This is a genomic window from Citrobacter sp. Ca225, from assembly GCF_030337175.1.
GTDB lineage: Bacteria > Pseudomonadota > Gammaproteobacteria > Enterobacterales > Enterobacteriaceae > Citrobacter_A > Citrobacter_A amalonaticus.
This window is the reverse complement of record NZ_JAOWCD010000100.1, coordinates 197,457-222,318: the sequence shown is the minus strand read 5'-3', so window position 1 is coordinate 222,318 and position 24,862 is coordinate 197,457. Positions and strand designations below refer to the sequence as shown.

Here is a 24,862-nt window from a genome sequence, read left to right as displayed (position 1 = left end):
TAGTCTGGGGGAGGCTGGTCGATCAGATGCCAGCTCCACTGCCCGGTTCCCATTAGGCATTTCTCAGTTTTGGTGGTGGATGCTCGTTAATAGTTAGGTCCGTTCTGTGCCAGGTGCGGGCGTCTTAATGTTTGTTCAGCTAACACAAGTTGAGCGTTTCATAATGATATCTCTTTGCGGATCAGCCCAACCTGGAAGATATGTTCACCCACTTCGGTAAACCCAACCTTACGGTAAAAAGAGATGGCATTACGCATTTTACCTTTACGGGCGAACTACACGGTCGTCTCTCATCATTTGAGGTGTTCGCGCGGTCAAGATCCCTGGCGTCCCGGATAGCCCTGCTGCAGCGACTGAGCGGGTGAATGCGTTACGTCAACATCTGCGCGCTGGCGTAACCATCGCTATCAGTGGCAATACGTATGCGGGGCTGGGATTAAATGCCGGTTGTGAGGTCTGGTACTCCGTATGTGGTGGGGCTGTTCCTGAAATGGCGAAACAAATCACTGAAGCTACGGCGGCAAACGCTCATCAACGCGTTATTGCCCATGTACAAGGGCGCTGGAGCTGAAGTCATTTCCCCGCAGGACTGGCAGTCTGTCGTCCTTTTGAAACCAGGCAGGAGATCGGTCATCTTCGCATGTTTGAAACAACAACTTTAGGCCGTTTTTCGCTCATAAGGAACAATCCTGCTCATCTCTCCCACATTAAGGAGATTGGAGTATGAACAGCGTCACTCAGGGTGAGATCATGGACGAACGGTGATGGCATCAGGGATGGTGAAAGACCAGCGAATAACCCTGCTCGTGCCAATGCTGAAGCAATTCCTGCTGGCGGCGGGTCGGTTCGATGCCGGTCCAGACAAACAACTGTTGTCCAGGAAAGAGTTCCGGACGTGGAGAATCCAGCGGTTCAGCCAGTACGGCGATGTGCCAGCCTTGCTGAGACAAACGCCAGGCTTCCAGCCACAGACGTGCGCGGTCTTCGGTATCCCAGCCAATCAACAACGCATCTTTGCCTGCTTTTTTGCGGGCTTCGGACATACAGGCGGTCACAAATTCAATCAGCACGCCATCAAGCAAGCTGCACATGATGCGGGCTGTATTATGGTCGAGGCTAAGGCGTTGGCGTACGGGAACGAAAATGTGATCGATAAGATCGTCTGAAGTATGCTCACGGGCAAGAGCACCGATTTTGGCCCGTAACCTGTCCGGATGAGCAAAACGCAGCACGCCCATCATTTCTTCCTGCAAAGTGGTCCAGTCATTATGGGTTGCCACAGTGCTTTGTTCCAGCAACACTTTGACCTTGCTTACCGGCACACCGCTTTTAATCCATCGCTTGATCTCTTCAATGCGCTGGATATCGTCTTCATCAAACTGACGATGGCCGCCTTCGCTGCGCCGGGGCTTTAACAATCCATAGCGCCGTTGCCAGGCGCGCAGGGTAACGGGGTTGATACCGCATCGTTCAGCGACATCGCCTATGCTGTAAAATCCCATAGTGTCCCTCATACGTGGACCGAATCGTTCCTTACAAACTAACGAATCAGCCGTGTTTGTACAATTTATTGTTTATTGTACAACAGCCTCGTAGTAAGCCTAGCTAAAAATAATGAACGTCAGGTAAACAAGACTGATGAGACAGGAAACGTGTACAGCATCCCCTGATGGTGTAGCGAGGTTCACCTGCCGCCATGAATACAGCAGGTGAAATAAGAGGATTACAGCGGTGTTTTTTTCTCAGGCCATGCAACCGGTGGAATTCCACAGAAGCAAGGCGCGGCAAAAAGATGCCCCTGGAACTGAGAAATACCCGCCGATTCCAGCCACATCCATTCTTCGGGCTTTTCAACCCCGACGGCTGATATCGCAATTTCCAGAGACGCACAGCACTTAATCATGGCCTGGATGATGGCCTGTCGTGGGCCGCTTTTATGAACATCGCAAATGAGGTCGCGATTAATTTTGATGCGATCGGGTTGGAACTGCGCCAGCAGCCGCAGACCGCCAAAACCGGCACCAAAGTGATCGAGGGCGATACTGATCCCAGATGATTTCAGGGTTCTCACCGTCTCCGTAAAGGCTTCAAACTCGGAGATAACCTCGCGTTCAGTGAACTCAACGATGATCTGTTCCGGAACAAGACCACTGTCAGCAATGGCATTAAGCAAATAGCTGGCTGCATCCGGCACCTTCACCAACGTCATGGGCAACAGATTCACGGACAAAACCTGATCGCGCAGACCCAGTGAGGTCGCCAGTGTAAAAGCGACTTTCTTACTTTCCAGGTCGGCCAGATAAATATCGTCGCCCTTAATATTGTCAAAATAGCGCTGTGGCGAATCACCCGAACGGGTACGCAGCAGCGCTTCCAGAGAGACAATTTCCTGAGCAAAAGGATCGATGATGGGCTGAAAAGCAAAGCTGCAATTGGCCTCCTCACTGACTGACGTCAGGGGAATCGTGCGAGCGGATTCGGTCGCAATAAAATCCCACGTGTCAGAGGGAGGGATCTCAAAATAATTCTCTTTTTCAGTGGCTTCCACGAAGGTGCGGAAGAACTGCAGCGCACGGTCGTTGTAGGTAAGTTGGTATCGGGATGTGCCCTTGTCGAGAATGGTCTGTAATACCTCCTCCCGATCATGTTCCCGTAAATCAAAAAGCTCCATTCCCACTTTCCCAAAGCGGCGGGAGGGACCGTGATCGCACAGCAGTTCGACAACATTATAGTGGCGCTTGTCTTCACAAATCGCCTGATAAATAGCCCTTACGTTTTCATCAGGGCCTTCAAGCAGCTGAAAAAAATGTGTGCCGTTAAACAGCAAAATGCCTGTCACGTCAGCACGCCCATTTGTAAGGTTAGCGGCGGCGACCATACTTTCGAGCGCCTTCACCGGGACGTCATCACAGAGATGACTGCGGTAGATAATGGTAGTGAGCATGATTTTCCGGCATTGAGGAATGATGTTTAACCCTAACAGAACGGAGGAGATATAACACATTAAATTAACGAAAGTTTTACTTAAAAGTGGCAGGTGGGGTTGGAAGTGGAGGATAGCGATGGCATCACCAAAAAATGAGCCTCAAAGTAGTGTACAGATAACTATCAGAAAAATACCTATGTATAAGTTATAACTTATTGAAAATAAATCATTAGCACTTTTTGTCAAAAATGAAATCATGCATTTGTACAGGTTTTGTGTACAATTTTTCTAACTTTGAATAACGCAGCATTAACCTTTTACTGATTCGCACAGGAGAGACTCATGCAGCAAAATGGTTACATTTCAGATACAGCTAACGCCATTGCGCAGTATTTCAGTAAGGCCAATTTGCCGACTCAGCAGGAAACATTGGGGCAGATTGTGGTGGAAATTCTAATGGACGGGCGCAATCTGAATCGCAAGACACTGTGTACAAAATTACTTGGTCGTCTGGAAAAAGCGACCTGTGTAGAAGAGGAGGGTCATTATAACGCGCTGATTGGTTTGCTTTTTGAGCGCTGAGCCCTCGTATTAAAATCGTGAATCAACATGATGCTGTGTTCCTGTCCCTGGCAACACGGCAGAAGAGAGAATGATGATGAACAGAAGTGACATTGAACAACTCACAGACGAACTTATCGGCCAGGCAGTGTTGACGCTGCTGAAACGTAAAGCGGCGGTGAATTCAATGGCCCTGGTCACTCAACTCCGCGTTATGCAGGAAACTGAAATGGACGCCCGTCGTCGAGAGGTATTTCCGCTAATTATTTCTTACATTGAAGCGGTGATAGCTGATAAAGCAACGTCAACACCGACATCCAGACATAGCGGTCAAATGGACACCGTCCGCTCACTTTCAGGGACAACCCTGAAGTCAGGAAAAGGAAAAATTCACTAAACGCTTAACTTTTAATGATGGTGAAAATGATGAACACAGCAATCACACAACAACCTGATATTTATAGTGCTTTGCCTGATCACGTCCTTTCAGATTATTTTCGTCATGCCGGCGACGCCCTTGCTGAAGAAGCAATGGTTTTGGGCGCAGCTATACGCCATATTCTTATAAAGGGTGAGCATATTAATAACAAAAATATCATTTTATCTCTGATACAAACGCTGGAAGTCACGGATGACATCGTACATGCAGATGTGATAAGAAAAACCCTGGAAATTGTTGTCGGACATACTATAGACGATATTTGATGTATTTAACGGGGGAAGTCAATTTTCTGCTCTATTTAAATGCTCAGCGTTGGGTCAGTCGATTATTGTCGACCTTATGTTCCTGGTTTTCCTGAACTGGAAAATAAATCATGCGTAGCGAAAACTAGGTGCAGTCAGCGCATGCCGACCTCTGGTTGTCAGATAATTATCTCAGGTGGGGAATGGAAAGCATTTTAGAACACATCTCCTTTGGGAATACTGCAATACGATACGTGTTTTAACCGAGAACCAATACATTGACGTCCTGAAGTATAACTACGATCGAGGTGGCAGCAAAATTATTCTCATGACGGAAGTGACGTTTGGAACAAACGTGCAGAATGTTCAGGTGGTGCGAAGATTAAAACTCGAGGCGATTCAGTCGCTAATGTGTAATTATCCCAGAAAGCTACATCGGCTACATTTGAATCCCTTTGGAGTCTGGATAAGTCTATGTCTGTTTTTCGCTGTGAGTTCAATGGGTCGATGCAACGCTATCCTTAATCAAGGTGGCGTTGTGATGCTTAAATTTTCACAACGTTACTTTGCTCCATCCTTTGCCGCAGTTATCGTGATAACGATCGGTTTGTTGATGCGTTTTATGGCCAGGTAGTTTTTGTATATCTAACCCTGTACTTTGTACAGACGCTCAGATAATAACCTCTGTTCATGGAAAATTGCCGGCGTTCCTTCTCCCCATTCAATGTCAGCAAGGTCTCCTGCTTTGCTAAAATTGATGCGTCGCATACAGTAGTTCGAAGCCGCAGACGCGATCATCAAAAGCATGTACTCCAGATTCTGGGTTGTATGTGAACGGGAGCCATCAGGCTCCCGTTATTACGTCCGTTCCGCTATCCTATCGCCTCGCAAAGGCGCGTCTTCATATCACTATAGGCCTGTGCGGCATAGCGTTCAGCCCACGACTGATCGTCGATCTTCTCGACATTAACCGCACAATACTTAGTTTCCGGCGTCTTTGAGATAGGGTCGAGATTATCCTGCGTGAGTTCATTACACGCGCCAATCCACCATTGATAGGTCATGTACACCGCTCCCTGATTGATGCGTCCGGAGACATCCGCCCGACTGATCACTTTTCCCCGACGTGAGCTGACCCACACCAGGTCGCGATGGCGAATTCCTGCCTTTTGCGCATCCTGCGTGCTGATCTGCACATAACCAGGCTCATCGGCAAGCGCCTGCAGGGCGGCACAGTTGCCGGTCATAGAACGACAGGAGTAGTGACCGACTTCGCGCACCGTACACAGAACCAGCGGATAGGCCTCGTCAGGCACTTCCGCGGGTGCGCGCCACGGTGCAGCAAACAGCTTGCCTTTACCGTCTGGCGTGTCGAAGCGGCTGTTTTCATACAGATAGGGCGTGCCGGGATGGTCGAGGTCGGGGCAGGGCCACTGGATATGCCCCAGGTCGCCCATCTTTTCCCAGGTGACGCCGTAGAACAGCGGACACAGTTCACGCATCTCATCCCAGATCTGTTGATTGTTTTCATAGTGCATGGGATAGCCCATTTCACTGGCGAGCAGGCTGATAATTTCCCAGTCTCGCTTCACGTCGCCAGTGGGGTCGACGGCCTTTTCGAAACGCTGGAAGCCGCGATCGGCGCAGGTGAATACGCCGCCGTGCTCGCCCCAGGAGGTGGCGGGTAAAATGACGTCCGCCATCTCGGCGGTTTTGGTCATAAAGATATCCTGCACCACGACAAAATCCAGCGCCGCGAAACCGTCACGCACCAGCCCCAGATCGGCTTCCGTTTGCAGCGGATCTTCCCCCATGATGTAGTAGGCTTTAATTTTCCCTTCCAGCGCCAGATGCGGGACTTCGGTAATGCGTGTGCCGACCTTGTCATCCATCCGGCTGGCGTCAATGCCCCAGGCTCTGGCGAACTTCTCTCTGACGGCCGCATCGGTGACATCCTGATATCCCGGAAAAAGATTCGGTAATACGCCCATGTCGCAGGCACCCTGGACGTTGTTCTGCCCGCGAACCGGGCCGACGCCGACGTGTGGACGACCCAGGTTACCGGTCAGCAGGGCAAGGCTCGATAATCCACGCACCACGTCCACGGCCTGACCGAACTGCGTCACGCCCATTCCCCACATCACTGTCGCGGAAGGGGCGGCGGCAAAGGTCCGCATCGCCTGACGAACTTGCGACGCCGGAACGCCGGTTAAATGCTCGACCGCTTCCGGCGCATAGTCTTTAACCGTTTGCCAGTAAGCATCCAGCCCCTGCGTGTGCTTATTCACGTACTCCTTGTCGTAAAGCAGTTCGTCAATGAGGACGTAACCAAACGCATTCACCAGCGCCATGTTGCACCCGTTATTCAGTTGCAGATGCTGGTCAGCAATGCGTGCGGTTTCAATACGGCGGGGATCGCAGACGATGATCTTCGCGCCATTCTGCCGCGCTTTGATCACCCGGCGCGCCACAATTGGGTGAGAGTCTGCGCAGTTATAACCGAAGATCAGCAGACATTTTGAGTTTTCGATGTCGCTGATGGAATTACTCATTGCACCATTGCCCAGCGTTTCCTGGAGGCCAGCGACCGAAGGCCCGTGACACACGCGGGCGCAGCAGTCCACGTTGTTGGTGTTGAGAACCGCGCGGGCGAATTTCTGCATCACATAGTTGGTTTCATTGCCGGTACCGCGAGAAGAACCGGTTGTCATAATGGCGCGAGGGCCCGCGTTGTCGCGGATTTCCAGTAAACGTCGGGCGGTATAGCGGATGGCTTCATCCCAGGTGACCGGGGTAAATTTGTCGCCTTTCTGGTAGCGGATCAATGGGCGGGTGAGGCGGGGAGTCAAAAGGCGGGTATCGTTAAGGAAATCCCAACCATAGTACCCTTTCAGACAAAGTTGGTTCTGGTTAGTCACCCCCTCAGCCGCTTCAGCACGGATGATTTTGTTATTTTCAACAACAAGCTTGAGCTTGCACCCGGCCCCACAGTAGGGACAGACACTGGTGATTTTTTTCATCAATAACAGACCTGTTAAAAGCTGAAATAGCGCGAATTGTGACGAAGCCTGAGCGGAGCCGCTGAAGCTTCGGGTTGTCGTCATGACGCAGGGGATAAGCACAATACGTGCCAGAGTGGCAAAGCCTGGGCTGACGCGGAACGAGGCACAAGCTGCAGGAAAAATGACAGCGGATTCGACATAAATGACGAACGGACGTCAAAAAAAAGCCCGCACAGAGGCGGGCAAGACATACTGGAAGCAATGTGAGCAATGTCGTACTGAATACCCGAGTTATTTACTCAACTATTCAGTGATGAGAAAGATAATCTTTATCATCTAAGTTTGCAACCCCATCTTTCATGGGAGAAATCAGCACGTTCAATTAAGTGATGTTCATCACAAACTTCAATTTCCTGACGATGTGCTATCCTTTTTAACGGCGAATAAACCGCTACTGTAAAATCGATAAGTGAGGAAAAAATGGGCATTATTTCATGGATTATTTTTGGTTTGATTGCAGGTATTCTGGCGAAGTGGATTATGCCTGGTAAGGATGGTGGTGGATTCTTTATGACGATCATTCTGGGGATCGTCGGTGCCGTAGTGGGCGGCTGGATCAGTACGCTGCTTGGTTTTGGGAAAGTCGATGGTTTTAATTTCGGCAGCTTTGTGGTGGCGGTTATTGGTGCTATCGTCGTCCTGCTTATTTACAGAAAAATCAAAAGCTAAGGCGCAATAATTGACTGACAAAAGGCGACCTGAGGGTGGCCTTTGTCATTTCAGGCCTGGCGTTACCACCAACCCAGTTCGGTACCCAGCACCACGACTATCGCGACGACAATCATAATCAGCGTCGTTTTTTTCATGATTTACGCCCCCGGTGCGGCATAGCCACCGATAAAAAACCAGGCCAAAAAAACCACGGCCGTAATAAAAATGACGACGGGAAACAGTATGCCCAGTCTCATGCGATCACCTGTCTGAATTATGCAAAGAGCTGCAAGGATAACAGGGGTTAATGGGTGACAAAAGGGGTTTTGTCCTCACGCTTTTCGCTTATTCTGCGAGTCGCCAGGACGTGACAAGTACGCTTTCGGCAGGCTATTATTTCTCAGAATTATCTTAAACACAGTCGCAAGCGCGCAACGAGAGAAGTATGTTCCAGCTAAAGCCGGGCACCCTGGCGCTGATTATTGGTGCGAAAACATCGGCCGGACGCGGCAATATCGGCAAGACGGTGGAATTGTTCCATCTCTGCCAGCCGGGTGAGGTATTTATTAATCCCATAAATGGATTTACCACCATGCTGCCGAAAGAGACGCCACGTGCGCTCTGGCTGGTGACGGGGGAGGTGGTGTCGGCAAACGGGCAGCAGGGTTTTGCCTGGGTCAGAGCGGAACACTTGATGCCTCTGTTGCCGGATATTCAGCCTGAATCGACGGTTACCCGCGAATCACAACTCGCGTAGCCAGTCTGCCAGCACAAGGGCGTGATTTTGTTCGCTGTTTTTGGCGGCGTACAGCAGCGTCAGTGTCTGCTGGCGGGCAATCTGCGCCAGCCGCTCGCCTTCCTTCTTCTGCGTGACAAGTTCCGCGCGGTACTGCTCAGTAAAATGCTGAAAATCGATCGTTTCTGCGTGAAAAGCTTTGCGCAGCTCTGTCGAGGGAGCGAGCGCTTTGACCCACTCATTGAGCACGAGATCCGCTTTTTTGATCCCGCGTGGCCACAGTCGGTCAACCAGCACCCGGTAGCCGTCGCTGTCTTCTGCCGGGTCGTAGACGCGTTTACACTGAATATTCATGTTTGTCATTCTCCTCAATCCAGGCGCAAAACTCATCGAGCTGTTGGTCGGAAAAAACCGTGATTCCGTGCTGGCGTAGCAGCGCGGTGGCCACTCCCATACCGGGATGACGTTGTCCGCTGAAGCTGCCGTCGTAGATAAACTGACTGCCGCATGTCGGGCTGCCGTCGGTGAGTAGCGCAACGTCACAGCCGGTCTCCTGTGCCGTGCGCAGCGCCAGCCAGGCGGCAAGCTGATAGTGCCCGGTGACATCTTGACCGTTCTTTTCCACAATGGATGCGCGCTCGTGCATCACATCGTTGCCATCGGCCCGAACAATTTCCGCCGGTGGGCGTGGTGTCGGCAAGCCTGCGGCCAGTTCAGGGCAATGGATGACCAGACGCTGTTCTGCCTGCAAACGCGCCAGTATCGCAGCGGGATGCGCTTTCTCGCTGCCGTTATAACGCACCTTCAGCCCCATCAGGCAAGCGCTCACTAAAACCTTACTTTTCATCGCATTTGCCTCGTCCGGCAGAAAAACTGCTCCCGATTACTATATCACTTCGCATGCGTTCATCCCTAAATTAAGGGATTGTGATGGCAGCAAAAGATCGGTAGGCTGAGGTTCCTTATGTTGTCCCCAATTGTTCTGACGTAAGGAATTCTCCATGGAAATATCCCCTGTAAAAGATACGCTGCGTATTGCGCTGGTGGGTGATTACAACGCTGGCATCACGGCGCATCAGGCGATTCCTCTGGCCATCGACGACGCTGCTGCGGTTCTGGAACTGCTGGCGGATTACGACTGGCTGTCCAGCACTGAAATCACCAGTGCAGAAGATCTGGTGGGCTATGACGCCATCTGGGTGGTGCCTGGCAGCCCCTATAAAAATACCGAAGGCGCGTTGACGGCCATCCGTTATGCCCGCGAAAACAGCATTCCTTTCCTGGGAACCTGTGGCGGTTTTCAACACGCCATCCTTGAATATGCGCGTAATGTGCTGGGCTGGTCAGATGCTGCCCATGCGGAAACTGACACAACGGGCCGGATGGTTATTGCGCCACTTGCCTGTTCGCTGGTGGAAAAAACCGACGATGTTGAACTGCGGCCCAATACGCTGATTGCTAAAGCCTATGGTCAGCCGGTGATTTCGGAGGGCTATCAGTGTAACTACGGCATTGCTGAGGCGTTTGCGGCTGAACTGGATAGCGGTGATCTGCGGGTGACCGGCTGGGATGATAACGGGGATATTCGGGCGGTGGAATTGGTGACGCATCCGTTCTTTGTCGCCACGCTTTTCCAGCCCGAACGTGGCGCTCTTACGGGGAAACCGGTTCCCCTGGCGCAAGCGATGCTGCGCGCTGCGCGAGGCTAATCAGTAGGGCAGACATCACGTCTGCCCTGAGCTTATCAGGCGGTAATCTCTTTATTTCGTCCCGCATAGAAACCGAATATCGCCATCGCTATCGCCAGCGCCGCAACGGTCAGCAGCGGGATCTGCCAGTCTCCCTGGGCGTCATGGATCCTGCCCATTAGCGGCGGCCCGCAAGCGGCTAACAGATAACCGACGGATTGCGCCATGCCGGAAAGCGCTGCTGCCTGATGCGCAGAACTGGCGCGCAGGCCGATAAAGGTCAGCCCCAGAATCATCGTTGCACCGGAGCCGAATCCAAACAGCAGCGTCCATAGCACCGCCTGATCCGGCATAAACCAGAAGCCAGCGGCACCCACAGCGCACATCAACGACACCAGTGCGGCGATGCAGCGCTGATCGTGAAAACGGTGCAGCACCAGCGGAATGAGTAAACCGGGAGAGGCGGTTGCTAACTGGAGCAAACCATGCAGCGAACCGGCCTGCGCCTCGCTGTAGCCGTGGCTGATTAAGATTGCTGGCAGCCAGCCGATAATCACGTAATAGATAAGCGAGTTAATTCCAAGAAATAACGTCACCTGCCAGGCCAGCGGTGAACGCCAGATGCCGCGTGCGTGCAGGGTGCGCGAGGTGGTTACGTTCGCGTGGGCGGCATGACGCCACTGCGGCAGCCAGATCAGCAACGCCAGTAGCGGAAACACCATCAACAGCAGCAACGCCCCGCGCCAGCCAAACCCGCTTAGCGCCAGCGGAACCACCAGCGCGGAGCCCAACGCGGCGGCAGCCCCCATCGTCAGGGAATAAGCACCGGTCAGTCTGGCGACGTGCTGCGAGAAATCGCGTTTGATAAGCCCTGGCAGCAGCACGTTGCCGAGGGCGATACCGCAGCCGATGATGGCAGTGCCAAGAAACAGTAAAGAGGCGTCCGGCAGTGAGCGCACGGAAACCCCGGCGCAAATCAGCAGCATTGCCGCGAAGAGACTGCGTTCCATGCCAATACGGCGGGCAATCCCAGCGGCAAGCGGAGAAACCAGCGCAAACGCCAACAGCGGCAGGGTGGTTAATAATCCCGTCTGGGCAGTCGTAAGACCATAGTCCGTGCGAATCGCTTCCAGCAAAGGGGCGGCGCCGGTAAACGTCACGCGCAGCGTGGTGGCAATCATCAGGATACCGGCAATCAGCAGGGCACCGTGGTTGCCGCGTGGTGGTGAAGAAGTCATTGTTCTCTCATATCAACAGGTGAGGCCGTACCTTACCGCGTTTATCTGTGTTGTGAATCAAGCTAAAATGACAGTTTATCGCTAAATTCGGACAAAATGATGTACAGCCTGCGACTCGACGGATATGACCCCGATCTGCACCACGATGCCGCCGTGGCGTTTCGTATCCGCGCTCGCCCTGATGAGCTGTTTAGCGCGCAGCACCAGCATCGTAAAGGGCAACTGATTATGGCACTGCATGGGGCTATCACCTGTGATGTTGAGTGCGCTATGTGGATGGTGCCACCGCAGTACGCGGTCTGGATCCCCGGCGGCGTTCCCCACAGCAATCACGTAACGGCAGGCGCGGAGCTCTGCTTTCTCTTTATCGAACCGGAAGCCGTCACACTACCGGGACGTTGCTGTACGTTAAAAATTTCTCCGCTTTGTCGCGAGCTGATCCTCTCGCTGGCGAGGCGTTGTGACGCTCAGCGGGCAGAGCCGCAAACGCAGCGCCTGACGCAGGTCTTATTTGATGAACTTCCGCAACAACCGCAGGAGCAGATGCAGCTGCCGGTTTCTGCGCACCCGAAGATCCGCCGGATGGTTGACACCATGGCGCGCGAACCGGCGCAATGGCAAACGCTGGGGCAGTGGGCCAGCGTATTTGCGATGAGCGAGCGTAACCTTGCCCGACTGGTGGTGAAAGAGACAGGGCTCAGCTTTCGTCGCTGGCGACATCAGCTACAGCTCATTCTGGCCCTACAGGCCCTGGTCGGCGGGCAGAACGTGCAGCAGGTGGCGCAACTGTTGGGGTATGATTCGACCACGGCGTTTATCACCATGTTCAAAAAAGGCCTGGGACAGACGCCAGGCCGTTATCTGGCGGGATTGACTACTGCCTTCCCACAATAAGCGAGACCAGACCGGCCGCGATAAGCGGACCAACAGGTACACCGCGAAACAGGGCCACGCCAAGCACGGTGCCGACCAGCAAACCGGCGACCAGCTGTGGCTGGCTGCCCATCAGCGTCACGCCGCGGCCGCCGAGCCAGGAGACCACCACGCCAACCACAATCGCCACCAGCGATTTCCAGTTAAGGAAAGAGTGGATCAAGGTGGAAGGTGGCAGTGTCCCGCTGGCGATAGGCGCCATGACGCCGATTGTCAGGATAATAATCCCGATGGTCAGCCCCTGTTTTTCAATCCACGGGAAAAAGGTATTGAGCGGGGTAACGCGGACAATAATCAGCACCAGAATTGAAACGGCGACAGTGGTGTTATGGCTGACAAAGCCCAGAGCTGCCAGTCCGAGCAGGATCAGCAGAGTGACATCAAACATCGTGGTTTCCTTGCCAAAAAAGTTAAGCCTGTTTACTTTACGCCCAAACGCCACGCAGAAAAGACTTTTTTAGAATCTGCTGGCTATTTCGGGCAAATGCCTGACGGCGAAAAACAGGCAATTTTTTATTTTGTCATCAAATTGCCATTATTGCGGACTATCAATAGCAGATGAACCGGTCTCGCTCATTTTGAGGTGTAGCCATGAACGATCAGATGTTTATTGAAACGCTCATTATTAGTTCATCCTTTTTCGCCATCGCCGCCGTTATCGTGATTTCTGTTTTAATTCTCGAACGTGGTAGCTGAACGCTTACGATATGCGGTGAAAAGCCACCAACTCTGGCCGGGCAATACGCAGATAATCGTCAGTATTGAGAATAATCGATTTCGTGAGCACGCCGGCGTTAAAGGCGATTTCACGATAACGTTCGAACAGCAGCGGATCGGCGACCAGCATTAACTGTGGATGAAAACTGAAAGGCGGGATCGCGCCAAATACGCAACCGGTGAGCTCGTCCACTTCTGCCGGGCTGGCAAGGGACGCACGCAGACCGCCAAGATACGTCGCCAGTTGACCAAGATCGGCCTGTTGGTCGGCAGGTAAAATAGCCAGTACATGCTGATTTACCCCATTCCCTTTCACTTTACAGACCAGCGCCTTTGCTCCCTGACCCAGTGCGGTGCCCCGAATTTCTGATACGGCCTCGCATTTCCCAACAGCCTCATGGCTGACGACGCGATAACGGGCGCCCTCCAGAGACAATAAATCGAGTAAACGCTGATGGATTTCGCTGCCTTTCTCCATTTCGCTCATTTTTTACTCCTGCTTGCGCGAAAAAACACGGTAAAGATTATCATGAACGCTGACGATTTTGGTGCTTGTTGAGGTAGAGCTGCTCGTCAGAAGCGGTGTAGGCATCTTGCAGGGAATCGTTCGGCTGCATGCTGTAGCTGCCTGATGAAAAACGAATATCCTTCTCAGGTGCCACGGTCCGCAGGTGGTTGGCTATCCGTTCCGGCAGACGAGCCGCCATATCTGGCTCTGCGTCCACCAGAATGATGCAAAATTCATCGCCGCCCAGACGGATGGCGTAATCGCTTTTGCGCACCGACGCCTCAATCGCATTTGCCAGTAAGGTGATCGCCCGATCCCCCTCGTGGTGTCCCTGCGTATCGTTAATCATCTTCAGCTTATCGAGATCGATAGCGATAAAGGTCACTGGCGTTCCGGTGCTGACAAAACGCTGTAATCGCTGCTCAAGCGTCGGGGTTAAAATTTTACGGTTATACAGGCCTGTCATCGCATCGCTGATATTTTCACGGGTAACATTATGGTAAAGGCGAAAATGCAGCCGGACCATATTGAGGAGCAGGGCAGTTGCCAGAAGGTAAAACAGAAACAGCTTCCAGGACGAGACAATGAAATACAAGATATCGAGTGACAGTTCGACGTGCAGACCACCAGGAAGATCGCTGATGTAATTGACGTACGGGAAAAGATTATTCTCGCTTTGATGAATAATAATCGTCTTATTCGAGTCGGTATCGGTGACGCTGGCATTGAGATAACGCCAGACCAGTGGGCGGTCGTGGGTAAAAACAATATTTTGCAAGTTGTGCTTATTAATATCCACCATCACGATGCCTTTTAACTTACCGTGCAGATAGACCGGTGTTAAAAAACTCATCACGTTAAGTTCGGTACGATCATCCTGATAGATACTCGACAGCACAGTACGTCCAGAAAACAATTCATCAATATCGGCCTGATGAATACCTAATGATCCTTTCTGTAAAAAAGCCCAGTGATGCATGGCAAACTGACGCGTATTGATCGGATCATAGAAATAAATATATTGATTTTGTAAATCCAGATAATAATGAAATTTCTCTTCTGACGTGGCGAGGCCTTTTCCATAATCAACCTGTTCCCGGTTAACCTTCACGGCCTGATCAAAAGCAGGAAGCAACAGCACATCGTCCGCGATACGCGCACAGTCATCAATGGAGGTTTGTAACGTACCGTGGAGCGCGGGATAATTATGCTGCGTCAGATTCAAACCATACACCGAGTTAACACTTTCAAACGACTGGCAAAGGGTATGTCGGGTATCCGCCGGGAGCGTTTTCTCGGGTGTTGCCAGTGTGCGCATCAGATGGGCGGCAATGCTCTGATTCTGGTATTTATCATACAGAAATGAGGAGTCTGCTTTTTCGATGATATAGCGCATATAGCCATTCATTGACTTATAGCTGGCAATAAGTTCATAGATCAAAAAGGAAGATGTCAAAACGACAACGCTTGCGGAAATAAAGAGCCTGAGCGCTTTATGGGGCAATTTCATGATAAACAACAACTCTCCAGGTCAGATAATCTATTTTATCATACGTCACAGGTGCAACCTACCGGCCAGCGGGGATATGGAGTGCAAAAGGCATGAAATGAACCAGCCAGGAGATTATTTTCCTGGCTGGCTGTCGTTTAATTGGTGCTGGTGGCACCTTGTTTATGAAAAAGTTCGCGGAACACCGGGTAAATATCATCCTGATCGCGAATATGTTGCATTGCAAAATTATCAAACGTGGCTTGCAGATGTTCATATTCGCGCCACAGGGTTTGATGCGCGCGGCGGGTAATTTCGATATAACTGTAGTAACGAACCACCGGCAGCAGTTTCTTCGCCAGAATCTCATGGCACAGCGGAGAGTCATCTGCCCAGTTATCCCCATCCGATGCCTGTGCGGCGTAGATGTTCCACTGCGCAGGATCGTAACGTTCTTTCACAACGTCATCCATCAACTTCAGGGCGCTGGAAACAATGGTTCCCCCGGTTTCCTGAGAGTAGAAGAACTCATGCTCATCGACCTCTTTTGCCTGGGTGTGGTGACGAATATAGACCACTTCCACATTCTTATAGGTTCGGCTCAAAAACAGGTAGAGCAGAATATAAAAGCGTTTGGCCATGTCTTTTGTCGACTGATCCATGGAGCCGGAGACGTCCATCAGGCAGAACATCACCGCCTGGCTGGACGGATCGGGACGCTTCTCGTAATTTTTGTAGCGCAAGTCGAAGGTGTCGATAAACGGCACGCGTTCTATCTTGGCCCGCAGCTCAGCAATCTCTTTGCGTAATCGTTCCTCCTCCAGCAGTTGCGCCGGTTCGCTTTTGCTGATGGTGTCGAGATCCTGTTCCAGCGCGTGTAACTCGCGTCGTTTGCCGGCCGTCATGGCCGTGCGCCGGGCGAGAGAATTTTGCAGCGAACGCACGACGCTGATATTAGCCGGAACGCCGTTGGCGGTATAACCCGCCCGGTGCGTTTTATACTCAGTAAGCTGGCGCTGCTGGTTTTGCTTCAGGTTAGGCAGCGCTAAGTCTTCGAAAAGCAGATCAAGGTATTCGTCTTTAGAGATCTGAAAGACGAATTCATCCTGGCCTTCACCGTCCTGACTGGCCTGGCCCTGTCCGCTACCTGAACCGCCGCCTCCGCCCTGCGGACGCTCGATACGGTCATTTTGTACGAAATGGTCGTTACCTGGGTGAACGCGATGGCGCAGGCCGCCGCGCCCCTGATGAAATATCGGTTCGCTGATATCTTCCGTCGGAATGGAGACAGATTCACCGCTGTCTACATCGGTCACCGAACGCTTGTTAATGGCCTCGGAGATCGACTGTTTAATTTGTGCTTTATAACGGCGTAAAAAGCGCTGGCGGTTAACCGTGCTCTTATTTTTGCCGTTAAGTCGTCGGTCAATGAACCAGGTCATATGTCCCCCGTACTGCATTTGCCAACTTTACGCTTCATCCTTCACGTTATCCCGGCGTTGGCTGCATTCGCTCACCCCAGTCACGTACTTATGTACGCTCCTGGGGATTCACTCATTTGCCGCCTTGATACACCTTGAATGATTTCGCGTACAAACGAACTATTTGCCCGGTAAACGGAGAAAATCTTCCGGGTCATTTATGCTGTTAAGACGATTTACGTACGCGCAGATACCATTCGCACAGTAAACGCACCTGTTTACGGGTGTAGCCTTTCTCCATCATCCGGTCGACAAAGTCGTCGTGTTTCTTCTGCTCATCGGTCGAGGTTTTGGCATTGAACGAAATGACCGGCAGCAGCTCTTCGGTATTGGAGAACATTTTTTTCTCAATGACCGTGCGCAGTTTTTCATAGCTGGTCCAGTTCGGATTTCGTCCGCTGTTGTTCGCTCTCGCACGCAGCACAAAGTTGACGATTTCATTACGGAAATCTTTCGGGTTGCTGATCCCCGCCGGTTTCTCAATTTTCTCCAGCTCCGCGTTCAGCGATTCACGGTCAAACAACTGACCGGTATCCGGATCGCGGTATTCCTGATCCTGAATCCAGAAGTCGGCATACGTGACATAACGGTCGAAAATATTCTGTCCGTATTCCGAGTAGGACTCGAGATAGGCGGTCTGGATCTCTTTACCAATAAACTCGGCGTATTTCGGGATCAGATAGCCTTTCAGGAACTCGAGATAACGCTCAGCTTGCTCCTGCGGGAACTGTTCGCGCTCGATCTGCTGTTCCAGTACATAGAACAGATGAACCGGGTTCGCAGCGACTTCGACATGATCAAAGTTAAAGACGCGCGAGAGAATTTTAAACGCGAAACGGGTCGACAGACCATTCATCCCTTCATCGACGCCGGAGTAGTCGCGGTATTCCTGATACGACTTCGCTTTCGGATCGGTATCTTTCAGACTCTCACCATCATAGACGCGCATTTTCGAGTAGATACTCGAGTTTTCCGGATCTTTCAGGCGGGAGAGAATCGAGAAACGTGCCAGCGTTTCCAGCGTTCCCGGCGCGCACGGCGCATGCGTCAGTTCGCTGTGGTTGAGCAATTTCTCGTAGATTTTAATCTCTTCGGAAATGCGTAAGCAGTACGGTACCTTCACGATGTAAACACGGTCGAGGAAGGCTTCGTTGTTTTTGTTGTTACGGAACGTCACCCATTCCGATTCGTTCGAGTGGGCGAGAATGATGCCGTTAAACGGCAGGGCGGAGATCCCCTCAGTGCCGTTGTAGTTACCTTCCTGAGTGGCGGTCAGCAGCGGATGCAGCACTTTAATCGGTGCTTTGAACATCTCGACGAATTCCATGATCCCCTGGTTGGCCCGGCACAATGCGCCGGAATAGCCATACGCGTCCGGATCGTTTTGTGCGTGGTGTTCGAGTTTACGAATATCCACTTTCCCGACCAGCGCGGAAATGTCCTGGTTGTTCTCATCGCCCGGTTCCGTTTTGGCAATCGCGATTTGCGCAAGAATCGACGGCCACACTTTCACCACGCGGAATTTGGTGATATCTCCACCAAACTCATGCAGGCGTTTGGCCGCCCACGGTGACATAATGGTGCCGAGATAACGGCGCGGAATGCCGTACTCTTTTTCCAGAATCTGGGTATCTTCTTGCGGATTAAACAGGCACAACGGATGATCGTTCACCGGGCTGCGTTCACCGTTGGCGCTCAGCACATAAATCGGGACACGCTGCATCAACGATTTCAGTCGTTCGGCAAGCGATGACTTCCCGCCCCCTACAGGCCCCAACAGATACAGGATCTGTTTCTTCTCTTCCAGCCCCTGAGCCGCGTGTTTCAGATAAGAGACAATCTGTTCGATCGCGTCTTCCATGCCGTAAAACTCTTCAAATGCCGGGTAACGTGCAATGACCCGGTTCGAGAAGAGGCGAGAAAGTCGGGGTTCCTGGGCAGTGTCGACCATGACGGGCTCACCAATAGCCATCAATAGCCGTTCTGCCGCGTTGGCATAAGCACTGCGATCTTGCCGACAAGTGGTAAGAAACTCCTGCAGTGTGAACTCTTCGTCCTTGGCAGCTTCATAACGCTGGCGATAGTGATCGAATATATTCATGATATGCCGTCCTTTCGTTTTTTAGCACAGGTTAAGAGCCGTTCATATGAATAGTAGAGGCTCCCGGAAGAGGTAGACTGAACGACGTCATTTACTGTCTCGTATCAAAAAAACAGCAACTCTCATGCCAGCTTTCACCGCGTGAGACCAACGTGCCCGGCGATACAACTTCTAAACTAAAGCGTAGATGGCATTTGCAAAACTTGCATGCACCCGCAAATGATTTTCAATGGCATATCAATAACTCATCCGCAAAAAGTGCATAGCAAATGTAAATAATGCAGTGGAAGATCACACCGTTTTCACCGCACTGTAAGCCAAGTGTCATCTCAGCCTGCAAAATTAGACGGTTACATTCTTTCATTAATTTGTAAAATGGTTGGGTTGTAACGTATTGGCGGTTACACTTTTGCCGCTGAACATTTGAAAAAGGAAAGATGGATTGTGACCAAACTCAAACTTCTGGCACTTGGCGTGTTAATCGCATCGTCTGCTACCGTGGTGCATGCTGAAAGCAACCTGACGCTTGGCGCTGGCGTTGGTGTGGTTGAACACCCATATAAAGATTACGACGCGGATGTTTATCCGGTTCCGGTGATTAATTACGAAGGCGATAACTTCTGGTTCCGTGGTCTGGGTGGTGGGTACTACCTGTGGAACGACGCCGCCGACAAATTGTCGATCACCGCTTACTGGTCCCCGATGTATTTCAAACCGGGTGACAGCGACGATCGTCAGATGCGTCGTCTTGATAAGCGTAAGAGCACCATGATGGCGGGCTTATCATACTCTCACCATACCGAATATGGTTTCCTGCGTACCACGCTCGCCGGGGATACGCTGGACAACAGTAACGGCATCGTCTGGGATCTGGCCTGGCTGTACCGCTATACCAACGGCGGCCTGACCCTGACGCCGGGTATCGGTGTGGAGTGGAATAGTGAAAATCAGAACGACTACTACTACGGCGTGTCACGTAAAGAATCCTCACGCAGTGGTATGCGGGGTTACAACCCGGACGATAGCTGGAATCCGTACCTGGAACTGAGCGCGAACTACAACTTCCTCGGTGACTGGAGCGTTTACGGTACCGCACGCTACACCCGTCTGTCTGATGAAATTACCGACAGCCCGATGGTGGACAAATCCTGGACTGGCCTGATTTCAACCGGGATCACCTATAAGTTCTGATTGTGCGTTATCACAGTGCAATCGATAAAAGCCACAAAGCCCGCAGCGCGGGCTTTTTTGTCACTGAGTCATTCGACCTCTTTGGCATGTTGCTTTGCTTTTTCAATAGACTGCCTGTCAAATATAAAGTGCTCATAGCCATCGGTGATGTTTTTGACTCTGTAGATTTTCCATCTCCGATCTTCTTTCTTCAGATAGACGCCTATCTGATAGGTTCTGTCGTTTTCGCATCCAAGCCAAACCGTAACGTATTGACTACCGTCAACGTCTTGTGCTTTGCCCACCTTCAATAAAGGGATCCAGTCGACCGAATAGTCCTGCGCGTACGTATAATAGTCAGTGTCGATGATTTCTTGTTCATAAATATGTGAAATAACATCAAGTTGAATTAACGTTTCGCGGGAGACGTAATCATGCATTTTCTCAGGATCTGGCTTTATTTTGCCGGGGCTATTGGCAAAAACAGGTAAATAGTAGCGATAAAAATCAGCTACGCGTTTTTCGGCATCATCGCCTCCTGAAACGCAGGACGCGAGTAAATACACCATGGATACGACAAAAAAGAGGCGCATTACTTTTTCCTGTACATTTGATAAGGCGGTTTCGATGAGCGATAGCCAGGTCCTCCCCAGAAGTCCCTTTGTTTGAAGTCAGAGTACCAGTCCTGACCATCGAATATCGCCATGTGGCCAGCGGCATGTCCGCCTTTTTATGGCTGGATAACGCCAACGTCGTGTGTCGGTGTAATTTTTCTAAAGCCAGCCGCCTCCAGCATCGAGCCGTAATCTTTAGCATTATGTGTATTGGTCACAATAACTCCGCCCGCCTGAATTGCTCTACGCACGTATGTTGCGCAGTTATTGGTTGGACCCGGTTCGGCGTGGTTTTTTGCCCAGTTTCCAGCATTCCTGGTATTCCATCCCATAAAGTATTATCCATAGTAAACATGTGGAATAACCAATAGACACCTTTATTAATTAGCAGGGTTAGTCATTTTGTGCCGGGTGGTATTATAGGGATGCTCCTGAAAAATATTGTCCAACATAAATTGCGCTTCCCTGGAAGTGTGAATATGCCTAAGTTTTAACTGAGCCCTGAGAGTGCAATCTGTGCATCAAAACAGGGCACTTGCGCCCTGTTTTGCATTACGGTGGTGCACAACTAAGGAGAACGTGATGACAGATAAACAGGTTGTCTTCGCTGGTGGAGTTGTTCTACCTGCGATCGGGCAGGGGACATGGTACATGGGTGAAAATGCCGGTCACCGCCGGGCGGAAGTGTCTGCACTTCGCGCGGGCGTGGATCTGGGGCTAACGCTCATCGATACCGCTGAAATGTATGCCGATGGCGGAGCGGAAGAGGTGGTCGGTGAGGCGCTCAACGGACTGCGTGAACACGTGTTCCTGGTGTCGAAGGTTTACCCATGGAACGCGGGTGGGCAAAAAGCGATTGCCGCCTGTGAGGCCAGTCTGCGTCGTCTGAAAACCGACTATCTGGATCTCTATTTATTGCACTGGTCAGGCAATTTCTCCTTCGCCGAGACGGTCAAGGCGATGGAAACTCTGATGGCTCAGGGTAAAATTCGTCGCTGGGGAGTGTCCAATCTTGACGTCGACGATATGCAGGCGCTGTGGCAGATTCCGGGCGGCAGGCAGTGTGCGACCAATCAGGTGCTGTATCATCTGGCTTCACGCGGCATTGAATACGATTTATTACCGTGGTGTCAGCAACATCAGCTTCCCGTAATGGCTTACAGCCCGTTGGCGCAGGCCGGACGTTTACGCAGCGGTTTATTGAATCATCCGGTGGTCAATGAGATTGCGCATGCGCACAATGCATCAGTTGCGCAGATCCTGCTGGCGTGGGCCATCAGTCATCACGGAGTGATGGCGATTCCAAAAGCGGCAAGTGTGGAGCATGTACAGCAAAATGCGGCGGCGCTGAGCATCACGCTTTCCGCTCAGGAACTCGCCGCACTGGATAAGGCGTATCCCGCGCCGAGAGGCAAAACGGCGCTGGATATGGTCTGATGAGGTTTTGACTCGTTGGCCGGATAAGATGCGCTGGCATCGCCATCCGGCAAACAATGCCAGATGACGACCTGTCAGGCCTGTGACATCTCAACCACAATCATGCTTAGCGCTTCGCAACGCGAATGGTTTGCGCCAGGCGAGAAGGCTTTTCTTCGGTGGCCTTCTGTGCGGCGGTGGCATACGCCGTTTCTACGCACACAAAGGTTTTATAGCCATCATCCGGCATATCGCCCATGCTCACAGACAGCGCCGGGCCAGGGTTCCAGCCGACCACGTTGAGGTGGTGATGATGTACAACGTCGATGTTACGGTTCAGTGCGGCATCGTGAATCACGCTGCAGGCTTCCGGGTTCAGATAGACACGGTCAGTACGATCCGGAAACGCCTGTACGCCATCAGTCAGGACGTCTTCTTTCGCATCATTCACTTTATCGATGAAACGATCGCCCAGGCCGCTGACTTTCACCGTCGCGATATCGCCAACGTTGAAATAGGTATGCAGCGCAGAGGTCGTTTCAAATTCACCGTGCGCTTCAAGCTCAATCTCACAGGTTTTGCCTACTTTAAAGCGCGCCAGCAGGGTGAAATCATGTGGCCACAGTTTCAGTGTCTCTTCAGTGTTTTGCAGTTCAAACGTCAGCACTGCGCCGTTGTCGTCTTCATTATGCGCTTTCAGCGTCCACGGCAGGTTACGGGCAAAGCCGTGAGAAGGCAGTCCTTGCTGTGCCGCCGGACCAAACCACGGCCAGCAAATCGGCACGCCGCCGCGCAGCGCGATGCCATTTTTAAACGGAGTGTTGTTGCTCAGCCACAGAACCTCTTCTTCTCCGGCTGGTTTCCAGGAGAGTAGGTGCGCGCCCTGTAACGCAAAAGACGCTTTTACCTGCGGGTGGTCGACGACGATCAGGTCCAGCTCGTCAAGCTGACGGCGGGAGAGGACAGGGGTAATATGTTCAATGACTGGAAGTGCAAAAATTTTATTAATCATGATGCAATCCTTGATTCAACCGTAGCGAAAAGCCATAAAAAAAGGCGACCGAAGTCGCCTTTTTGGATCAGTTTCTCATCTCAACTTATTTGGAGATGTGAGCGATCAGGTCCAGAACTTTGTTGGAATAACCGGTTTCGTTGTCGTACCAGGAGACCAGTTTCACGAAGTTGTCGTTCAGAGCGATACCTGCTTTAGCATCGAACACGGAAGTGCAAACTTCGCCGTTGAAATCGGTAGATACAACGTCGTCTTCGGTGTAACCCAGAACGCCTTTCATCGGGCCTTCGGAAGCTGCTTTGATGGCTTTCTTAATGTCTTCGTAAGAAGCCGCTTTTTCCAGACGAACGGTCAGGTCAACAACGGATACGTTCGGAGTCGGAACACGGAACGCCATACCAGTCAGTTTGCCATTCAGTTCTGGCAGTACTTTACCTACAGCTTTAGCTGCACCGGTAGAGGACGGGATGATGTTCTGAGCCGCGCCACGGCCGCCACGCCAGTCTTTGTGAGACGGGCCATCAACGGTTTTCTGAGTAGCGGTGGTTGCGTGAACAGTGGTCATCAGACCTTCGATGATGCCGAAGTTGTCGTTGATGACTTTAGCCAGCGGAGCCAGGCAGTTGGTGGTGCAGGATGCGTTGGAAACGATGTCCTGGCCAGCATATTTGTCAAAGTTAGCGCCTTTAACAAACATCGGAGTGTTATCTTTGGACGGACCAGTCAGTACGACTTTTTTCGCGCCAGCAGTGATGTGCTTACGAGCAGTCTCGTCGGTCAGGAAGATACCGGTCGCTTCAGCTACTACGTCAACACCAACTTCGTCCCATTTCAGGTTAGCCGGATCGCGTTCAGCGGTAACACGGATTTTTTTACCGTTAACGATCAGATGACCGTCTTTCACTTCAACGGTACCGTCGAAACGGCCGTGAGTGGAGTCATATTTCAGCATGTAAGCCATGTAATCAGCGTCTAACAGGTCGTTGATTGCAACGATCTCGATGTCAGAACGTTTCTGAGCAGCACGGAAAACAATGCGACCGATACGGCCAAAACCGTTGATACCTACTTTGATAGTCATATATTCCACCAGCTATTTGTTAGTGAATAAAAGGTTGCCTGTAAAATTACAAAAACCTTACGCAGCGTCAAGCGGAATCGTGTCAATCATTGCGACAAATCAATCCTCTGTACAAGCTTTGCACGGCTGACTCGCCTCACTCTTCCATTGGGCTTGAAACCATATGGGGGCGGCGCCCCGAATTTTAAAGGGCAACTGAGATAAAAATGTGATTCGCATCACGATTCACAAGCTGCCATTTCGCAAGGATCAAGTTTAGAACAAAAGTCTGCACTCAGGTGTTAATGTTTTGTTAGAATCTGTCGCGCAATGTCAGCGTCATGAAAAGTGAGATGTGAGCAAAATGGCGAACAAACCTTCTGCAGAAGATCTGAAAAAAAACCTGTCTGAAATGCAGTTCTACGTGACGCAGAATCACGGTACAGAACCGCCGTTTACCGGGCAGTTACTGCATAACAAACGTGACGGCGTCTATCATTGTTTGATCTGCGATGCGCCGCTGTTTACCTCCCAGTCCAAATACGATTCCGGCTGTGGCTGGCCGAGCTTCTACGAGCCGGTAAGTGAAGAGTCGATTCGTTACATCAAGGACTTTTCACACGGTATGCAACGCATTGAAATTCGCTGTGGAAACTGCGATGCGCACCTGGGGCATGTCTTCCCCGATGGTCCGCAACCCACCGGCGAACGTTACTGTGTCAATTCAGCTTCTCTGAGCTTCATCGACGACGAAAACGGTGCCCAGACGAAAGGTTGAAAAAACGATTCAGCAAATTATTCCATAGGAGCGGACT

General features: G+C 51.4%; 28 protein-coding genes and 2 pseudogenes. 12 read left to right on the top strand and 18 right to left on the bottom strand.

Features of this window, described 5'->3' with window-relative positions:
* The first annotated feature begins 361 nt into the window (after positions 1-361).
* On the top strand, positions 362-571 hold the full coding sequence (locus OGW13_RS21795; protein ID WP_224788339.1) for a hypothetical protein: 210 nt from the start codon (positions 362-364) through the stop codon (positions 569-571).
* 199 nt (positions 572-770) lie between these two features.
* Here OGW13_RS21795 and OGW13_RS21790 read toward each other — a convergent pair whose 3' ends face one another.
* Both OGW13_RS21790 and OGW13_RS21785 read right to left on the bottom strand, forming a co-directional pair.
* Complete coding sequence (locus tag OGW13_RS21790; protein WP_043000942.1) at positions 771-1,502, bottom strand: MerR family transcriptional regulator; 732 nt, start codon at positions 1,500-1,502, stop codon at positions 771-773.
* Positions 1,503-1,723: 221 nt separating this feature from the next.
* Positions 1,724-2,944, bottom strand: coding sequence for a diguanylate phosphodiesterase (locus tag OGW13_RS21785; protein ID WP_043000941.1), 1,221 nt, complete (start codon positions 2,942-2,944; stop codon positions 1,724-1,726).
* Positions 2,945-3,268: 324 nt separating this feature from the next.
* On the opposite strand from OGW13_RS21785, the gene ycgZ reads away from it, so the two are divergent.
* The 3 genes from ycgZ to OGW13_RS21770 all read left to right on the top strand — a co-directional run bounded on the left by ycgZ (position 3,269) and on the right by OGW13_RS21770 (position 4,192).
* Positions 3,269-3,508 carry a regulatory protein YcgZ gene (gene ycgZ, locus OGW13_RS21780; protein ID WP_043000940.1) on the top strand — a complete coding sequence of 80 codons (240 nt, stop codon included), beginning with the start codon at positions 3,269-3,271 and terminating at the stop codon, positions 3,506-3,508.
* A gap of 70 nt (positions 3,509-3,578) precedes the next feature.
* Positions 3,579-3,884, top strand: coding sequence for a hypothetical protein (locus tag OGW13_RS21775; protein WP_104446392.1), 306 nt, complete (start codon positions 3,579-3,581; stop codon positions 3,882-3,884).
* A gap of 41 nt (positions 3,885-3,925) precedes the next feature.
* Positions 3,926-4,192, top strand: coding sequence for a biofilm development regulator YmgB/AriR family protein (locus tag OGW13_RS21770; protein WP_043001947.1), 267 nt, complete (start codon positions 3,926-3,928; stop codon positions 4,190-4,192).
* Positions 4,193-4,724: 532 nt separating this feature from the next.
* Here OGW13_RS21770 and OGW13_RS21765 read toward each other — a convergent pair.
* Together OGW13_RS21765 and fdhF are read right to left on the bottom strand one after the other, a co-directional pair.
* Positions 4,725-4,930 (bottom strand): annotated as a pseudogene (locus OGW13_RS21765) (site-specific integrase); the annotation flags it as partial.
* Positions 4,931-5,043: 113 nt separating this feature from the next.
* The gene (gene fdhF, locus OGW13_RS21760) at positions 5,044-7,191 is read right to left on the bottom strand and encodes a formate dehydrogenase subunit alpha (RefSeq protein WP_142765060.1); all 2,148 of its coding nucleotides are present in this window, start codon (positions 7,189-7,191) and stop codon (positions 5,044-5,046) included.
* A 462-nt stretch (positions 7,192-7,653) separates the two neighbouring features.
* On the opposite strand from fdhF, the gene OGW13_RS21755 reads away from it, so the two are divergent.
* Positions 7,654-7,902, top strand: a complete 249-nt coding sequence (locus OGW13_RS21755; protein WP_043000937.1) for a GlsB/YeaQ/YmgE family stress response membrane protein — start codon at positions 7,654-7,656, stop codon at positions 7,900-7,902.
* A 62-nt stretch (positions 7,903-7,964) separates the two neighbouring features.
* Here the strand turns inward: OGW13_RS21755 and yoaJ are convergent, their stop codons facing one another.
* Positions 7,965-8,039, bottom strand: a complete 75-nt coding sequence (gene yoaJ, locus OGW13_RS21750; RefSeq protein WP_086513017.1) for a protein YoaJ — start codon at positions 8,037-8,039, stop codon at positions 7,965-7,967.
* Positions 8,040-8,042: 3 nt separating this feature from the next.
* Entirely contained in the window at positions 8,043-8,141 is a 99-nt protein-coding gene (locus tag OGW13_RS21745; protein WP_042287604.1) for a YoaK family small membrane protein, read from the bottom strand.
* Between the two features lie 188 nt (positions 8,142-8,329).
* On the opposite strand from OGW13_RS21745, the gene OGW13_RS21740 reads away from it, so the two are divergent.
* Positions 8,330-8,641, top strand: coding sequence for a hypothetical protein (locus tag OGW13_RS21740; RefSeq protein ID WP_044254899.1), 312 nt, complete (start codon positions 8,330-8,332; stop codon positions 8,639-8,641).
* Here OGW13_RS21740 and OGW13_RS21735 read toward each other — a convergent pair.
* A complete protein-coding gene (locus tag OGW13_RS21735) occupies positions 8,627-8,974 on the bottom strand; it encodes a DUF488 domain-containing protein (protein WP_043000934.1) in 348 nt (115 codons plus the stop codon). The genes OGW13_RS21740 and OGW13_RS21735 overlap by 15 nt on opposite strands.
* Positions 8,958-9,467, bottom strand: coding sequence for a 2-thiouracil desulfurase family protein (locus OGW13_RS21730; protein ID WP_044254892.1), 510 nt, complete (start codon positions 9,465-9,467; stop codon positions 8,958-8,960). The genes OGW13_RS21735 and OGW13_RS21730 overlap by 17 nt, the downstream gene beginning before the upstream one ends.
* A 154-nt stretch (positions 9,468-9,621) precedes the next feature.
* Between OGW13_RS21730 and OGW13_RS21725 the strand changes: the two genes are divergently transcribed.
* Entirely contained in the window at positions 9,622-10,329 is a 708-nt protein-coding gene (locus OGW13_RS21725) for a CTP synthase C-terminal region-related (seleno)protein (RefSeq protein ID WP_044265505.1), read from the top strand.
* A gap of 35 nt (positions 10,330-10,364) precedes the next feature.
* Here OGW13_RS21725 and OGW13_RS21720 read toward each other — a convergent pair whose 3' ends face one another.
* Complete coding sequence (locus OGW13_RS21720) at positions 10,365-11,546, bottom strand: CynX/NimT family MFS transporter (protein ID WP_287116467.1); 1,182 nt, start codon at positions 11,544-11,546, stop codon at positions 10,365-10,367.
* Between the two features lie 99 nt (positions 11,547-11,645).
* Between OGW13_RS21720 and OGW13_RS21715 the strand changes: the two genes are divergently transcribed.
* Positions 11,646-12,440, top strand: a complete 795-nt coding sequence (locus tag OGW13_RS21715) for an AraC family transcriptional regulator (RefSeq protein WP_090049957.1) — start codon at positions 11,646-11,648, stop codon at positions 12,438-12,440.
* Here the strand turns inward: OGW13_RS21715 and OGW13_RS21710 are convergent.
* A complete protein-coding gene (locus tag OGW13_RS21710; protein WP_043000929.1) occupies positions 12,421-12,867 on the bottom strand; it encodes a DUF441 domain-containing protein in 447 nt (148 codons plus the stop codon). The two genes, OGW13_RS21715 and OGW13_RS21710, sit on opposite strands and share 20 nt — an antisense overlap.
* A 203-nt stretch (positions 12,868-13,070) precedes the next feature.
* Between OGW13_RS21710 and yoaI the strand changes: the two genes are divergently transcribed.
* Positions 13,071-13,175 (top strand): small membrane protein YoaI, encoded by a 105-nt coding sequence (gene yoaI / locus OGW13_RS21705; protein ID WP_086512617.1) that lies wholly within the window; start codon positions 13,071-13,073, stop codon positions 13,173-13,175.
* 4 nt (positions 13,176-13,179) lie between these two features.
* Here yoaI and OGW13_RS21700 read toward each other — a convergent pair whose 3' ends face one another.
* From OGW13_RS21700 to yeaG, 4 genes are all read right to left on the bottom strand, one after another.
* Positions 13,180-13,683, bottom strand: coding sequence for a YbaK/prolyl-tRNA synthetase associated domain-containing protein (locus OGW13_RS21700; RefSeq protein ID WP_142765062.1), 504 nt, complete (start codon positions 13,681-13,683; stop codon positions 13,180-13,182).
* Between the two features lie 40 nt (positions 13,684-13,723).
* A complete protein-coding gene (gene dgcJ, locus OGW13_RS21695; protein ID WP_287116500.1) occupies positions 13,724-15,214 on the bottom strand; it encodes a diguanylate cyclase DgcJ in 1,491 nt (496 codons plus the stop codon).
* A 137-nt stretch (positions 15,215-15,351) separates the two neighbouring features.
* Positions 15,352-16,635, bottom strand: coding sequence for a YeaH/YhbH family protein (locus OGW13_RS21690; RefSeq protein WP_287116466.1), 1,284 nt, complete (start codon positions 16,633-16,635; stop codon positions 15,352-15,354).
* A gap of 205 nt (positions 16,636-16,840) precedes the next feature.
* Positions 16,841-18,775 (bottom strand): protein kinase YeaG, encoded by a 1,935-nt coding sequence (yeaG, locus tag OGW13_RS21685; RefSeq protein WP_043000926.1) that lies wholly within the window; start codon positions 18,773-18,775, stop codon positions 16,841-16,843.
* 444 nt (positions 18,776-19,219) lie between these two features.
* Here yeaG and OGW13_RS21680 point away from each other — a divergent pair, with 444 nt between their 5' ends.
* Positions 19,220-19,966 carry a MipA/OmpV family protein gene (locus tag OGW13_RS21680; protein WP_043000925.1) on the top strand — a complete coding sequence of 249 codons (747 nt, stop codon included), beginning with the start codon at positions 19,220-19,222 and terminating at the stop codon, positions 19,964-19,966.
* A 68-nt stretch (positions 19,967-20,034) separates the two neighbouring features.
* On the opposite strand, the gene OGW13_RS21675 is transcribed toward OGW13_RS21680, so the two are convergent.
* Positions 20,035-20,538 (bottom strand): YqhG/Tai3 family protein, encoded by a 504-nt coding sequence (locus tag OGW13_RS21675; protein ID WP_044328180.1) that lies wholly within the window; start codon positions 20,536-20,538, stop codon positions 20,035-20,037.
* Positions 20,538-20,891 (bottom strand): annotated as a pseudogene (locus OGW13_RS21670) (hypothetical protein). Before OGW13_RS21670 ends, OGW13_RS21675 begins: the two are co-directional and overlap by 1 nt.
* Before the next feature lie 250 nt (positions 20,892-21,141).
* On the opposite strand from OGW13_RS21670, the gene OGW13_RS21665 reads away from it, so the two are divergent.
* A complete protein-coding gene (locus OGW13_RS21665) occupies positions 21,142-21,996 on the top strand; it encodes an aldo/keto reductase (RefSeq protein ID WP_287116465.1) in 855 nt (284 codons plus the stop codon).
* 106 nt (positions 21,997-22,102) lie between these two features.
* Here the strand turns inward: OGW13_RS21665 and OGW13_RS21660 are convergent, their stop codons facing one another.
* Positions 22,103-22,987 carry a D-hexose-6-phosphate mutarotase gene (locus OGW13_RS21660; RefSeq protein ID WP_090049964.1) on the bottom strand — a complete coding sequence of 295 codons (885 nt, stop codon included), beginning with the start codon at positions 22,985-22,987 and terminating at the stop codon, positions 22,103-22,105.
* Positions 22,988-23,072: 85 nt separating this feature from the next.
* On the bottom strand, positions 23,073-24,068 hold the full coding sequence (gapA, locus tag OGW13_RS21655) for a glyceraldehyde-3-phosphate dehydrogenase (RefSeq protein WP_043000921.1): 996 nt from the start codon (positions 24,066-24,068) through the stop codon (positions 23,073-23,075).
* Between the two features lie 343 nt (positions 24,069-24,411).
* Between gapA and msrB the strand changes: the two genes are divergently transcribed.
* A complete protein-coding gene (gene msrB, locus OGW13_RS21650) occupies positions 24,412-24,825 on the top strand; it encodes a peptide-methionine (R)-S-oxide reductase MsrB (protein ID WP_043000920.1) in 414 nt (137 codons plus the stop codon).
* The last annotated feature ends 37 nt before the right edge of the window (positions 24,826-24,862 follow it).

Excerpts from the sequence above, each read along its gene's own strand:
- OGW13_RS21715 (WP_090049957.1), top strand. The coding sequence starts at position 11,646 with ATGTACAGCCTGCGACTCGACGGATATGACCCCGATCTGCACCACGAT.
- OGW13_RS21785 (WP_043000941.1), bottom strand. The coding sequence starts at position 2,944 with ATGCTCACTACCATTATCTACCGCAGTCATCTCTGTGATGACGTCCCG.
- yeaG (WP_043000926.1), bottom strand. The coding sequence starts at position 18,775 with ATGAATATATTCGATCACTATCGCCAGCGTTATGAAGCTGCCAAGGAC.
- msrB (WP_043000920.1), top strand. The coding sequence starts at position 24,412 with ATGGCGAACAAACCTTCTGCAGAAGATCTGAAAAAAAACCTGTCTGAA.
- dgcJ (WP_287116500.1), bottom strand. The coding sequence starts at position 15,214 with ATGAAATTGCCCCATAAAGCGCTCAGGCTCTTTATTTCCGCAAGCGTT.
- OGW13_RS21660 (WP_090049964.1), bottom strand. The coding sequence starts at position 22,987 with ATGATTAATAAAATTTTTGCACTTCCAGTCATTGAACATATTACCCCT.
- OGW13_RS21700 (WP_142765062.1), bottom strand. The coding sequence starts at position 13,683 with ATGAGCGAAATGGAGAAAGGCAGCGAAATCCATCAGCGTTTACTCGAT.
- OGW13_RS21790 (WP_043000942.1), bottom strand. The coding sequence starts at position 1,502 with ATGGGATTTTACAGCATAGGCGATGTCGCTGAACGATGCGGTATCAAC.
- OGW13_RS21755 (WP_043000937.1), top strand. The coding sequence starts at position 7,654 with ATGGGCATTATTTCATGGATTATTTTTGGTTTGATTGCAGGTATTCTG.
- OGW13_RS21735 (WP_043000934.1), bottom strand. The coding sequence starts at position 8,974 with ATGAATATTCAGTGTAAACGCGTCTACGACCCGGCAGAAGACAGCGAC.
- OGW13_RS21710 (WP_043000929.1), bottom strand. The coding sequence starts at position 12,867 with ATGTTTGATGTCACTCTGCTGATCCTGCTCGGACTGGCAGCTCTGGGC.
- OGW13_RS21730 (WP_044254892.1), bottom strand. The coding sequence starts at position 9,467 with ATGAAAAGTAAGGTTTTAGTGAGCGCTTGCCTGATGGGGCTGAAGGTG.
- OGW13_RS21745 (WP_042287604.1), bottom strand. The coding sequence starts at position 8,141 with ATGAGACTGGGCATACTGTTTCCCGTCGTCATTTTTATTACGGCCGTG.
- gapA (WP_043000921.1), bottom strand. The coding sequence starts at position 24,068 with ATGACTATCAAAGTAGGTATCAACGGTTTTGGCCGTATCGGTCGCATT.
- OGW13_RS21675 (WP_044328180.1), bottom strand. The coding sequence starts at position 20,538 with ATGCGCCTCTTTTTTGTCGTATCCATGGTGTATTTACTCGCGTCCTGC.
- OGW13_RS21740 (WP_044254899.1), top strand. The coding sequence starts at position 8,330 with ATGTTCCAGCTAAAGCCGGGCACCCTGGCGCTGATTATTGGTGCGAAA.
- ycgZ (WP_043000940.1), top strand. The coding sequence starts at position 3,269 with ATGCAGCAAAATGGTTACATTTCAGATACAGCTAACGCCATTGCGCAG.
- OGW13_RS21725 (WP_044265505.1), top strand. The coding sequence starts at position 9,622 with ATGGAAATATCCCCTGTAAAAGATACGCTGCGTATTGCGCTGGTGGGT.
- yoaI (WP_086512617.1), top strand. The coding sequence starts at position 13,071 with ATGAACGATCAGATGTTTATTGAAACGCTCATTATTAGTTCATCCTTT.
- OGW13_RS21775 (WP_104446392.1), top strand. The coding sequence starts at position 3,579 with ATGATGATGAACAGAAGTGACATTGAACAACTCACAGACGAACTTATC.
- fdhF (WP_142765060.1), bottom strand. The coding sequence starts at position 7,191 with ATGAAAAAAATCACCAGTGTCTGTCCCTACTGTGGGGCCGGGTGCAAG.
- OGW13_RS21665 (WP_287116465.1), top strand. The coding sequence starts at position 21,142 with ATGACAGATAAACAGGTTGTCTTCGCTGGTGGAGTTGTTCTACCTGCG.
- OGW13_RS21720 (WP_287116467.1), bottom strand. The coding sequence starts at position 11,546 with ATGACTTCTTCACCACCACGCGGCAACCACGGTGCCCTGCTGATTGCC.
- OGW13_RS21690 (WP_287116466.1), bottom strand. The coding sequence starts at position 16,635 with ATGACCTGGTTCATTGACCGACGACTTAACGGCAAAAATAAGAGCACG.